This is a genomic window from uncultured Georgenia sp. (genome assembly GCF_937958535.1).
Taxonomy (GTDB): Bacteria; Actinomycetota; Actinomycetes; order Actinomycetales; family Actinomycetaceae; genus Oceanitalea.
The window spans coordinates 1-11521 of the sequence record NZ_CALGNQ010000103.1; the positions used below are offsets into that span (position 1 = coordinate 1).

Genomic DNA, 11521 nt, shown 5'->3' on the forward strand with positions numbered 1-11521 from the left:
GGTCAGCCCGCGTCCGAGCGCCCGAGACGGTCGATGGCGGCCACCGCCATGTCCCACAGCCGCTCCCGGTCCAGCGACACCGCCACCCGGGTGTTCACCGGCCGCCCGAGCAGCCCGTCGAAGTCGGTGACCGTCATCCCGGTGGTCCACCGGCCCTCGGTCTCGACGGTGACGAACGCGTCCCGGTAGGTCATGACGTCCGGGTCGAGCACCGCGGCCACCGCGCACAGGTCGTGCACGGCGGGTGCCGGGAAGCCGCGGCGGGCGTAGGCGGCGGTGAAGAACTCCAGCAGGTCCTCGACGAACCCGGCCAGCGGCGTCCCCAGTGCCCGGACCCGGCTGCGGAAGGACTCGTCGGCCAGCGCCTGGTGGGTGAGGTCGAGGCCGACCATGGTCACCGGCCAGGGCGCTGCGAAGACCGCGGCGGCGGCCTCCGGGTCGGCGAGGATGTTGAACTCCGCCGCCGGGGTGCGGTTGCCACGGGTGTAGGAGCCGCCCATGAGCGAGACCCCCTTGACGCGTTCCGCCAGCCGCGGCTCGAGCGCCAGCGCGACCGCGATGTTGGTCAGCGGACCGGTCGGGACCAGGGTGACGGTCCCGGGCTCGTGGGCCATGACCGTGTCGACGATGAGCTGGGCGGCGCGGCGTGGGTCCAGCGGCACCGCCGGCTCCGGGAGCACCGGTCCGTCCAGGCCGCTCTCCCCGTGGTAGTCGGGGGCGATGATCGCCTCGCGCACGAGCGGCGCCGCCGCTCCGCGGGCGACCGGGACGGCCACCCCGGCCACCGTGCACACCGCGCGGGCGTTGCGGGTGACCTTCTCGATCGTCTGGTTGCCCGCCACCGTCGTGATCGCCAGCAGCTCGCTGCGGACGTCACCGGCCGCGAGCAGGATCGCCAGCGCGTCGTCGTGGCCCGGGTCGCAGTCGAGGAGGATCTTCTCGGCCATGACCCGAGTCTGGCACGCGCCGCCGGCCCCGGCTCCGGAGGCGCCGGAGGCTGCCCCGCACCACAATGGCGGGCGTGACCTCTCTGGCCGGACGCTACGAGCTGCGCCGCGTCATCGGGCGTGGCGGCATGGGGGCCGTGTGGGCGGCCCGCGACCACGCCGAGCAGCGGGACGTCGCCGTCAAGATCGCCGGGCCGCAGCCGGGCGCGGCGGCCCGGCTGCGGCGGGAGGCCGAGCTCACCGCCGCGGTCACCCACCCCGGCGTGGTCGGCGTGCGGGACGCGGGGGAGGACGCCGGCACCACCTTCCTCGTCCTCGACCTGCTCCGGGGGCCGGACCTCGGCCAGGTCCTGCGCCGCGGCCCGGTGCCCGCCCCGGACGCCGTCCGGCTCGCCGCCGAGGTCGCCGACGCGCTGGCCGCCGCGCACGCGGTCGGGGTCGTCCACGGCGATGTCTCACCCGCGAACGTCGTGCTCGCGGAGGAGGAGGCCGTGCTCGTGGACTTCGGTGCCGCGTGCCGGACCCGCGCCGCGGCCGGGCGCACCACCGTCGGCACCGCGCCGTACATGGCACCCGAGCAGGTCACCGCGCAGCGGCTGGGCCCCGGCGCCGACGTCTACGCCCTGGGCTGCCTGGTCACCGCGAGCCTCGCCGGCCGCCCCCCGTTCACGGCACCCACGACCACCGGCGTCCTCCACCGCCACGTGCGGGCCGAGCCACCGCGGCTGCGCGACCTCCTCCGCGGCACCCCCGCACCGCTGGACGAGGCGGTGGCGCGGATGCTGGCCAAGGACCCCGCCCGACGGGGCAGCGCAGCCGACGCCCGGGAGGCGCTGCGGGCGGTCGAGCACGACCCGGCGCTCGCGGGGGCCGCCCCGGTGGCGCTCCCGCCCCCGACCCGGCTCGACCCGGCAGCCACGCAGCCGCACATCGCACTGCTCGACACCGCGCCCCGCGCCGCCTGACTGTCACCGAGATCACGTTCCGGGCGGGACCCTGGTCCCATTCCGGAACGGACGAAACGGGCAAGAATCGTCGCCGTGCATACCCTCGCCGACCGTTACCAGCTGCGCCGTGTCATCGGCCGCGGCGGCCTGGGCAGGGTCTGGGCCGCCCGGGACCTGATGACGGGCCGCGAGGTGGCCGTCAAGACGTCCGACCACACCGCCGCCGAGCGCCTGCGCCGCGAGGCCGCCCTCATCGCCCGGGTGGACCACCCCGGCGTGGTCGACGTGCTCGACACCGGGGAGGACGGGCAGACCGTCTTCTACGTCATGGAGCTGCTGCCGGGACGCGACCTGTCGGCGGTGCTGCGGGACGGACCGCTGCCCGCGCCCGTCGCGGTGCAGGTCGCCGCCGGCCTGGCGGACATCCTCCACGCCACCCACCGCAGCGGCGTCGTCCACGGCGACGTCAAACCCGCCAACGTCGTCCTCACCGACGACGACGTCGTCCTCGTCGACTTCGGCGCCGCCGCCACCACCCACGACGGGCCGCACCGGGAGACCGTCGGCACCGCCCCCTACATGGCCCCGGAGCAGGTGACCTGCCGGCCCCTCACCCCCGCCACCGACCTCTACTCCCTGGGCTGCCTCCTCGTCTCCGCCCTCGCCGGACGACCGCCCTTCTGGTCGGACTCGCCCACCGAGGTGCTCCGCTGGCAGGTGCGCGCCGAGCCGCCGCGGCTGCGCGACCTGCTCGACGGCGTCCCCGAGCGGCTCGAGGAGCTCGTCGGCCGGCTGCTGCGCAAGGACCCGGCCCACCGCGGCAGCGCCGCGGCGGTCCGCGACGCGCTGCGCGAGCTCCAGGGCCACCCGGCGCTCGCCGGCGTCACCCCGCGGGCCACCGTGCCGCCCGTCCGGGTCGACCCCCAGGCGACGATGCCGGCGCTCACCCTGCTCACCACGGCACGGCACTGCGGGCCGGACCACCGGCTGCCGCCGCGCGCGACCACGGGCGGTGCTGCCCCCACCCGTCCCGCAGTGCGCCGTGCCGCGCGGCAGCCCGAGCCCGGGCGACACCGTGCGCGCGACGGGCACCTCGTGCGCTGACGGCCGCCGGGGACGCGCTCAGACCTGGGCGAACCAGCAGCTCTCGACGAGCTCGACGGTCTCGGTGTCCAGCGCCCGCCGCGGACCGGCGGGGGCGAAGCCGGCGGACGCGAGGAAGCGGGTGCGTGCCTCGTCCTCCTGGTCCGCCCACACGACCAGCGCGGTGCCCCCGACGTCGCGGACGAGGTCGGCGCACGCGGCCAGCAGACGCGAGCCGTGTCCCTGCCGGGTGTGCGCGGCGGCCACCTCCAGGGCGAGCACCTCGACCGGCGCGGTCCCGGCGGAGTCGGGCAGCTGGGTGTGCTGGGCCGGGGCGAAGGCGAGGAACCCGACGACCTCCCGGCCCGCCAGGGCCGTGAGCACCCGGTGCCGCGGCGTGGGCGGGGTGGTGATCGCCGCGTGCCACTGGGCGGAGACCGCGTCGGTGTCGACGTGGGCGAGCTGCTCCGCGGTGACCAGCCCGCGGGCCCGCCACGCCTCGAGCTGGAGGCCGGCGATGAGCGGTGCGTCCTCCGGGATCGAGGGACGGACCGACAGGTCGGCCGTCGGGCCGTGGTCGTGCCCCGCGTGCGGGTCCTGCCCACCGGTCGCCAGGGCGCCGAGCACGTCGTCCGGGTCGTGCCGTCCGCTGTCCTTGCTCACCCCGGCAGGCTACCCAACCGCGCGAGGTGACGGCCCGCCGGCGCCCCCCGGCCGCATCCGGGGCAGGGCGGTCGCTCCGCGGACACCGGCGATCGTCGTCGACGGCTGGCGGTACCGTCTTCCCCATGAACGCTGCCGTGCCCCCACGCACCTTCGGGTCGGTGTCCGTCGCGATGGTGACCCCGTTCCACCCCGACGGGACCGTCGACGTCGCCACCGCGCAGCAGCTGGCCGTCGAGCTCGTCGACGCCGGCTGCGACAGCCTCGTCGTCAACGGCACCACCGGGGAGTCCTCCACCACCCACCAGCCCGAGAAGGACGCCCTCGTGCGCGGCGTCGTCGAGGCGGTGGGGGAGCGGGCGATGGTCATCGCCGGCGCCGGGTCGAACGACACCGCGCACGCCGTGCGGATCGCCAAGAGCGCCGAGCGTACGGGTGCGCACGGGCTGCTCGTCGTCACGCCCTACTACAACCGGCCCTCGCAGGAGGGTGTGTACACCCACATCCGCACCATCGCCGACTCCACCGACCTGCCCGTCATGCTGTACGACATCCCGGGCCGCACCGGCGTCGGCATCGGCGACGACATCCTCGCCCGGCTCGCGGAGCACCCGCGCATCCTTGCCGTGAAGGACGCGACCGGTGACGTCCAGCAGGGCTTCGAGCGGATGGCACGCACCGGGCTGGAGTTCTACTCCGGGGACGACGGCCTGAACTTCGCCTGGCTCGCCCACGGCGCCTCCGGCGTCGTCAGCGTGGTCGGGCACCTCGCCGCCGGCGCCTACGCCGAGATGGTCGCCGAGGTGGACGACGGCGACCTCGTCGCGGCCCGGGCCGTCGCCAACCGGACGCGCGCCCTCGTCAATGCGATCATGGGAGGCGGTCAAGGCGCCGTCATGGTCAAGGAGGCGCTGCACCTGCAGGGCCGGCTGCCGAGCCCGGCGGTGCGGCTGCCGCTGGTCCGGGCGGCGGAGCACGAGATCGCAGCGCTGGAGACGGTGCTGCGCCAGGAAGGACTTCTGTGAGCCACGCCCATCCCGACCTCGCACCGCCCGGACCCCTGCCCGAGGGCGGGATGCGGGTCGTCGCCCTCGGCGGCCTGGGTGAGGTCGGCCGCAACATGGCGGTCATCGAGTACGAGGGGCGCCTGCTCGTCATCGACTGCGGGGTGCTCTTCCCCGAGGACGACCAGCCCGGCGTCGACCTCATCCTCCCGGACTTCGACTACATCGCCGACCGGATGCAGGACGTCGAGGCGATCATCCTCACCCACGGGCACGAGGACCACATCGGTGCGGTGCCGTACCTGCTGCGGCTGCGCGAGGACATCCCCCTCGTGGGCTCCCAGCTCACCCTGGCCTTCGTCGAGGCCAAGCTGCGCGAGCACCGGATCACCCCCTACACCTTCGCCGTCAAGGAGGGGCAGGTCGAACGGTTCGGCCCCTTCGAGTGCGAGTTCGTCGCCGTCAACCACTCCATCCCGGACGCGCTCGCCGTCATGGTGCGCACCGGTGGCGGGACCATCCTCCACACCGGCGACTTCAAGATGGACCAGCTGCCGCTCGACGGCCGGATCACCGACCTGCGGGCCTTCGCCCGCCTGGGGGAGGAGGGGGTCGACCTGTTCATGGTCGACTCCACCAACGCCGAGGTGCCCGGGTTCACCGTCGCCGAGGCGGAGATCGGGCCGGTGCTCGACTCCGTCTTCGCCGCGGCCGAGAAGAAGATCGTCGTCGCGTCCTTCGCCTCGCACGTCCACCGCGTCCAGCAGGTGCTCGACGCCGCCTACGCCCACCGCCGCAAGGTGGCCTTCGTCGGACGCTCCATGGTGCGCAACATGCGCATCGCCGCCGAACTGGGCTACCTCACCATCCCCGAGGACACCGTCATCGACATCAAGCAGGTCGACGACCTGCGCGACGACGAGCTCGTCCTCATGGCCACCGGCTCCCAGGGCGAGCCGATGGCGGCGCTGAGCCGGATCGCCAACCGCGACCACCGCATCTCCGTCGGCCCCGGCGACACGGTGATCTTCGCCTCCTCCCTCATCCCCGGGAACGAGAACTCCGTCTACCGGGTCATCAACGGGCTCACCCGCCTCGGCGCCAAGGTGGTCCACCAGGGCAACGCCCGGGTGCACGTCTCCGGCCACGCGAGCGCGGGCGAGCTGCTGTACGTCTACAACATCGTCCAGCCCCGCAACGTCATGCCGGTCCACGGCGAGATCCGTCACCTCGTCGCCAACGGCGCCCTCGCGGTGCAGACCGGGGTACCTGCCGAGCGGGTCGTGCTCGCCGAGGACGGCGTCGTCGTCGACCTCGTCGACGGCAAGGCGCGCATCGTCGGTGCGGTGCCGAGCCGCTACGTCTACGTCGACGGCTCGAGTGTCGGAGAGATCACCGAGGCCGAGCTCAAGGACCGGCGCATCCTCGGCGAGGAGGGCTTCATCTCCATCTTCGCCGCCGTCGACTCCGCCACCGGCGCGGTCGTCGCCGGCCCCCACATCCAGGCGCGCGGCATGGCCGAGGACGAGTCGGTCTTCGACGCCATCCTGCCCAAGGTCGCCGAGGAGCTGACCAACGCCGCCCGCGGCGGCACCGCCGACACGCACCAGCTGCAGCAGGTCATGCGCCGGGTGGTGGGCCGGTGGGCGTCCAGCCGGCTCAGGCGGCGGCCGATGATCATCCCGGTCGTCGTCGAGGCGTAGGGCACCGGGGCGATGGCCGGGACGCTGAGCATCCTCGTCGCGGCCGTCCTCGCCTTCGTCTCCGGGCGTGTCCCGCTGGCCGTCGTCGCGGTCGGGGTCTCGCTCGCCCTGTGGGCGAGCGGTGTGCTCGACCTGGACCAGGCCCTGGCCGGGTTCGGCGATCCCACCGTGCTGTTCATCGCCTCGCTGTTCGTGGTCAGCGAGGCACTCGAGGCCACCGGCGTGACCGCCTGGGCCGGCAGCCAGGTGGTCCGCCGCGCCGGGACGACCCGCACCGCCGTCCTCGTCGCCGTCTGCCTCCTCGTCGCCGCCGTCACCGCGGTCATCACCGTCAACGGTGCGGTGGCCGCCCTCATCCCGATGGTCGTCGTCATCGCGACCCGGACCGGGATCCGGGTCTCCCACCTGCTGCTGCCCCTCGCCTTCGCCGCACACGCCGGCTCGATGCTCCTGCTCACCGGGACACCGGTGAACATCATCGTCAGCGAGGCCGCCGCAGACGCGGGTGGGCGGGGGTTCGGCTTCTTCGAGTTCGGGCTGGTCGGCGTCCCGCTCCTCGCCGGGACGATCCTCCTCCTCGTCCTCCTGGGCCGGTTCCTGCTGCCGGAGCGGGTCCCGAGCGAGCTGCCGCACGACCTCACCGCCGTCACCGGTGCGCTGCGCGACCAGTACGCCCTGCCGGCGGACGAGCAGCTCGCCGGCCCGGAACAGGGGATCGCCGAGGTCGTGGTGGCCCCCCGGTCGGCCCTGGCCGGGCTCCACGTCTTCCCCGGCATGGCCACCCCGAGCGGCGACCTCGTCGTCGTCGCCGTCCAGCGCGGGGGTGCGGACCTCACCGGCCCGGACTCGCGCCTCCAGCCGGGGGACACCCTCCTGCTGAGCGGGAGCTGGGAGCATCTCGAGCGGCACACCGCGGGCCCGGACGTGCTCGTCGTCACGCCGCCGGCGGAGCTGCGCCGGGGCGTCCCGCTCGGCCGCGGTGCCGGCCGTACCGTCGTCGTTCTCCTCGGCATGGTGCTCCTGCTCGCCACCGGTGCGGTCCCGCCCGCGGTCGCCGGCCTCCTCGCGGCATGCGCACTGGTCCTGTCCGGGGCGCTCACGCCCGTCCAGGCGTTCCGGAACATCGGCTGGTCCACCGTCGTCCTCGTCGCCGGGATGATCCCGCTGTCCACCGCGTTCGTCACCACCGGAGCGGCCGACGTCGCCCACGGCGTTCGGCGTGCGGCTCCTCATCGAGCTGGTGCTCGCGTGTTCGTGCCACCGCGCCGGGCTCAGCGCCGCGACGCGAGCAGCGCGGAGCGGTAACGCGTCTCCCGCTCCTCCGGCGTGCCCGGGAGCAGGCCCGCGAGCTCGAGGCTCACCAGCCCGTGCGCCAGCGACCACAGCCGCAGCGCCAGCTCGGTGGCGCCTTCCGGACGCTCGGTCCGGGGGAGGCGGGCGACGGCGTCGCGCAGCACGCCGAAGGTCGGGCGGACGACGGTGGGGACGTCGCCGGCCGGCTCGTCCGTCCCGGCGGCGCCGCCGAACATCACCCGGTAGAAGTGCGGGTTGGCCAGTGCGTTCTCCCGGTAGGCGAGGCCGAGCGCGAAGAGGTCCGCCGCGGGGTCGTCGGTGCGGGGCACCGCCGCCAGCCGGTCGGCGAAACGCCGGAAGCCCTCGTCGACGACGGCGCGGACCAGGCCGTCGCGGCCACCGAAGAGGGTGTAGACCGCCGCGGTCGTCGTGCCGGCGGCGGCGGCCAGCCGGCGCAGCGACAGCCCCTGGCTGCCGCCCTCCGAGACGGCCGCGGAGGCGAGCTCGACGAGGGTGGCGCGCAGGGCGGCGTCGTGTGGTCTCGGTCGGGCCATGGAAGGGGAGTCTAAGGCGTTGACACACGCGAGTCTAACACTGTTAGATAACAGTGTTAGGAAAGCCTTCCGAGGGGGTTCGCCGTGCTCGAGCTGTCCCAGCCCGCCCTGTCGACCGCCGGGATCGCCGTGCTCGCGGCGACCACGGTCACCAGTGGCGGCTACTTCATGACCAGGGTGGTGACCGCCCGCGTGCCGGCCACCCCGTTCCAGAGGTCCTTCTTCCGCGCCGGACACGCGCACGCGGGGGTGTTCATCATCCTCGGGCTCGTCTGCCTCCTGCTCACCGAGGCGACGTCCCTCACCGGTCCGTGGCAGTGGCTCGCCCGCACCGGCGCGCTCGTCGCGGCCATCCTCATGCCGGCCGGGTTCTTCTTCTCCGCCATGGGCCGCGGCCGCGAGCAGCCCAACCGGTTCGTCCTCCTGCTCCCGGTCGGGGCCGTGTTCCTCATCGGCGGCCTGGTCACCCTGGGGGTCGGGCTGCTGGCCGCCTGAGCCCGGGAGGCGCGCCACAATCACGCGCACCTGCGTGTCCGCCGGGCGGCGGCGGGGTCCTATGTGGTTCAGTGGTCTCGCTGGTGCGTCGGCGACGCACCGCTTGGAGGACTCACATGGCGACCCGTACGACTTCCCCCGCACGGTCCGCCCGGTCGAGCAGGCCGAGCAGGAGCGCGGCCACCCGAGCCGGTGGACGGTCGAGTCGCGCCCCGAGCAAGCCGCGTGCCCCGTGGCCGGTCCGGATGGTGCGCGGGCTGTGGTTGGGGATCGCCCACGTCATCGGAGGGACCCTGCGTCGGATGGGAAGTGGTGCCCGCGGGCTCGACCCCGCGCTGCGCAAGGACGGGGTGGCCCTGCTACTGCTCGCACTGGCGATCATCGTCGCCGCCCGCGAGTGGTTCGGCCTCTCCGGGGCGGCGGGCACGGTCATCCACGCCGTCACCGCCGGGAGCGTGGGCCTGCTCGCCGTGCTGCTCCCCGTCGTCCTCGTCGTCCTCGCGGTGCGGCTCATGCGCCACCCCGAGCGCAGCGCCGACAACGGCCGGGTGACGATCGGCATCTCCATCGGGGTGGTCGCCGTCACCGGCATCATCCACGTCGCCCGCGGCGTCCCCAGCCCGCGGGAGGACTTCGCCGCCGTCCAGGACGCCGGCGGCCTCGTGGGCTGGCTGCTCGGCACCCCGCTGACCGTGCTCCTCAGCGAGTGGGTCGCCATCCCCGTCCTCGCGCTGCTCGCCTTCTTCTCCGTCCTCATCGTCACCGCCACCCCGGTGGCGGCCATCCCGCGCAGGCTCGCTGCGCTCACCCGTCGCGGCGCCCCCGCCGACACGTCCCCGCAGGAGGACGACCGCGCCGCCGCCCGCCCGCCCAAGCCGCGCCGTCGGACGAAGAAGACCGCTCCGGTCAGCCCCGGCGAGTACCACGGCGACGAGGCCTACACCCGCGCCGCGGAGACCGAGCCCGACCCCGAGGCGACCGCCGTCCTGGCCGGGAAGGGGCGCACCGGCCGGCGGCCCAAGCCGGCGCCGCAGCCCGAACCGGAGACCGCCGTCGTCGAGGAGGAGCTCACCGCCCCGCCCACGGAGCCGCTGCCCGCCCGCGCGGAGCAGCTCGAGCTCAGCCCCGACATCGTCTACCAGCTGCCCGCCGACGACCTCCTCGTCAAGGGCGCCCCGCACAAGGTGCGCTCGGCCGCCAACGACCGGGTGGTCGAGGCCCTGTCCAACGTCCTCGAGCAGTTCGACATCAACGCCAAGGTCACCGGCTTCTCCCGCGGTCCGACGGTGACCCGCTACGAGGTCGAGCTCGGGGCGGGCACCAAGGTCGAGCGGGTCACCGCGCTGAGCAAGAACATCGCCTATGCCGTCGCCAGCGCCGACGTGCGCATCCTCTCCCCGATCCCGGGCAAGTCCGCGATCGGGATCGAGATCCCCAACGCCGACCGGGAGACCGTGGCCCTGGGGGACGTGCTGCGCTCCTCGGCGGCGCGACGCACCGACCACCCGCTCGTCATCGGTGTGGGCAAGGACGTCGAGGGCGGCTACGTCGTCGCCAACCTGGCCAAGATGCCTCACCTCCTCGTCGCCGGCGCCACCGGCGCCGGTAAGTCGAGCTTCGTCAACTCGATGATCACCTCGATCATGATGCGCGCCACCCCGGAGGAGGTGCGCATGGTGCTCATCGACCCCAAGCGGGTGGAGCTGACGATCTACGAGGGCATCCCGCACCTCATCACCCCGATCATCACCAACCCGAAGAAGGCGGCCGAGGCGCTGGACTGGGTGGTGCGGGAGATGGACGCCCGTTACGACGACCTCGCCGCCTACGGGTACAAGCACATCGACGACTTCAACGCGGGTGTGCGGTCGGGCAAGGTGCGGCCGCTGCCCGGGTCCGAGCGAAAGATCACCACCTACCCCTACCTCCTCGTCGTCGTCGACGAGCTCGCCGACCTCATGATGGTGGCCCCCCGCGACGTCGAGGCCTCCGTCCAGCGCATCACCCAGCTCGCCCGGGCCGCCGGCATCCACCTCGTGCTCGCCACGCAGCGGCCCAGCGTCGACGTCGTCACCGGGCTCATCAAGGCCAACGTCCCCTCCCGGCTGGCCTTCGCGACGTCCTCGCTCGCCGACTCCCGCGTCGTCCTCGACCAGCCGGGCGCCGAGAAGCTCATCGGCCAGGGTGACGCCCTGTTCCTGCCGATGGGGGCGCCCAAGCCGATGCGCGTCCAGGGGGCGTGGGTCACCGAGTCGGAGATCCATGCCGTCGTCGAGCACGTCAAGTCCCAGCTGCAGCCCTCCTACCGCGAGGACGTCGTCGCGCCCGCGGCGAAGAAGCAGGTCGACGAGGACATCGGCGACGACCTCGACCTCCTGCTCCAGGCCGCCGAGCTCGTCATCACCTCCCAGTTCGGCTCGACGTCGATGCTCCAGCGCAAGCTGCGTGTCGGTTTCGCCAAGGCGGGACGGCTCATGGACCTGCTCGAGTCGCGGGAGATCGTCGGCCCCTCGGAGGGCTCCAAGGCCCGCGAGGTGCTCGTCCAGCCCGAGGACCTGCCCGCCACCCTGGCGATGCTGCGCGGCGAGGATCCGCCGGCGAGCAGCGGCGACGTGCCGTACGACGTCGCCGCCGAGGTGGACGAGACCACGGTGCTGCCTACCAGGGACGCCGCCGTGGCCGAGGACTACTACGACGACGACACCGTCTCCGACGAGGACGCCTGGAACCTCACCGGTCGCTGACGCCTCCTCCCCGCCGACAGCTCACTTCCCCCCCGACAGCTCACTTCCCACCGAGCGCTGAGTTCCCACCGACAGCTCAGTTCCCACC

The 11521-nt window shown here is 74.0% G+C and carries 11 protein-coding genes; 7 read left to right on the forward strand and 4 right to left on the reverse strand.

The features are described 5' to 3' along the window. Window positions 1–2 precede the first annotated feature (2 nt). Window positions 3–947, reverse strand: coding sequence for a nucleoside hydrolase (locus tag Q0195_RS05855; RefSeq protein ID WP_299275819.1), 945 nt, complete (start codon window positions 945–947; stop codon window positions 3–5). Between the two features lie 74 nt (window positions 948–1021). On the opposite strand from Q0195_RS05855, the gene Q0195_RS05860 reads away from it, so the two are divergent. Both Q0195_RS05860 and Q0195_RS05865 read left to right on the forward strand, forming a co-directional pair. Continuing rightward, window positions 1022–1912, forward strand: coding sequence for a serine/threonine-protein kinase (locus tag Q0195_RS05860; RefSeq protein ID WP_299275822.1), 891 nt, complete (start codon window positions 1022–1024; stop codon window positions 1910–1912). Between the two features lie 75 nt (window positions 1913–1987). After that, window positions 1988–2998, forward strand: a complete 1011-nt coding sequence (locus tag Q0195_RS05865; RefSeq protein ID WP_299275824.1) for a serine/threonine-protein kinase — start codon at window positions 1988–1990, stop codon at window positions 2996–2998. Window positions 2999–3016: 18 nt separating this feature from the next. Here Q0195_RS05865 and Q0195_RS05870 read toward each other — a convergent pair whose 3' ends face one another. Continuing rightward, window positions 3017–3640 carry a GNAT family N-acetyltransferase gene (locus tag Q0195_RS05870; RefSeq protein WP_299275827.1) on the reverse strand — a complete coding sequence of 208 codons (624 nt, stop codon included), beginning with the start codon at window positions 3638–3640 and terminating at the stop codon, window positions 3017–3019. Between the two features lie 125 nt (window positions 3641–3765). Between Q0195_RS05870 and dapA the strand changes: the two genes are divergently transcribed. From dapA to Q0195_RS05885, 3 genes are read left to right on the forward strand one after another with little or no spacing between them, the layout of a single operon-like run. Continuing rightward, complete coding sequence (gene dapA, locus Q0195_RS05875) at window positions 3766–4665, forward strand: 4-hydroxy-tetrahydrodipicolinate synthase (RefSeq protein ID WP_299275828.1); 900 nt, start codon at window positions 3766–3768, stop codon at window positions 4663–4665. Continuing rightward, entirely contained in the window at window positions 4662–6347 is a 1686-nt protein-coding gene (locus Q0195_RS05880) for a ribonuclease J (RefSeq protein ID WP_299275831.1), read from the forward strand. The genes dapA and Q0195_RS05880 overlap by 4 nt, the downstream gene beginning before the upstream one ends. 12 nt (window positions 6348–6359) lie before the next feature. After that, window positions 6360–7652 carry an SLC13 family permease gene (locus Q0195_RS05885; protein ID WP_299275832.1) on the forward strand — a complete coding sequence of 431 codons (1293 nt, stop codon included), beginning with the start codon at window positions 6360–6362 and terminating at the stop codon, window positions 7650–7652. On the opposite strand, the gene Q0195_RS05890 is transcribed toward Q0195_RS05885, so the two are convergent. Then, a complete protein-coding gene (locus tag Q0195_RS05890) occupies window positions 7619–8194 on the reverse strand; it encodes a TetR-like C-terminal domain-containing protein (RefSeq protein WP_299275834.1) in 576 nt (191 codons plus the stop codon). The two genes, Q0195_RS05885 and Q0195_RS05890, sit on opposite strands and share 34 nt — an antisense overlap. 84 nt (window positions 8195–8278) lie before the next feature. Between Q0195_RS05890 and Q0195_RS05895 the strand changes: the two genes are divergently transcribed. Beyond that, window positions 8279–8689 carry a hypothetical protein gene (locus Q0195_RS05895; RefSeq protein ID WP_299275837.1) on the forward strand — a complete coding sequence of 137 codons (411 nt, stop codon included), beginning with the start codon at window positions 8279–8281 and terminating at the stop codon, window positions 8687–8689. 112 nt (window positions 8690–8801) lie between these two features. Here the strand turns inward: Q0195_RS05895 and Q0195_RS05900 are convergent, their stop codons facing one another. Then, complete coding sequence (locus Q0195_RS05900) at window positions 8802–8972, reverse strand: hypothetical protein (RefSeq protein ID WP_299275843.1); 171 nt, start codon at window positions 8970–8972, stop codon at window positions 8802–8804. Between Q0195_RS05900 and Q0195_RS05905 the strand changes: the two genes are divergently transcribed. Continuing rightward, window positions 8935–11433 (forward strand): DNA translocase FtsK 4TM domain-containing protein, encoded by a 2499-nt coding sequence (locus tag Q0195_RS05905; protein WP_299275840.1) that lies wholly within the window; start codon window positions 8935–8937, stop codon window positions 11431–11433. The genes Q0195_RS05900 and Q0195_RS05905 overlap by 38 nt on opposite strands. Window positions 11434–11521: the final 88 nt, after the last annotated feature.

What these genes read in the sequence shown, in the direction of transcription:
- Q0195_RS05855 (WP_299275819.1), bottom strand. Translation starts at nt 947, where the DNA reads ATGGCCGAGAAGATCCTCCTCGACTGCGACCCGGGCCACGACGACGCG.
- dapA (WP_299275828.1), top strand. Translation starts at nt 3,766, where the DNA reads ATGAACGCTGCCGTGCCCCCACGCACCTTCGGGTCGGTGTCCGTCGCG.
- Q0195_RS05885 (WP_299275832.1), top strand. Translation starts at nt 6,360, where the DNA reads ATGGCCGGGACGCTGAGCATCCTCGTCGCGGCCGTCCTCGCCTTCGTC.
- Q0195_RS05890 (WP_299275834.1), bottom strand. Translation starts at nt 8,194, where the DNA reads ATGGCCCGACCGAGACCACACGACGCCGCCCTGCGCGCCACCCTCGTC.
- Q0195_RS05905 (WP_299275840.1), top strand. Translation starts at nt 8,935, where the DNA reads ATGGTGCGCGGGCTGTGGTTGGGGATCGCCCACGTCATCGGAGGGACC.
- Q0195_RS05900 (WP_299275843.1), bottom strand. Translation starts at nt 8,972, where the DNA reads ATGACGTGGGCGATCCCCAACCACAGCCCGCGCACCATCCGGACCGGC.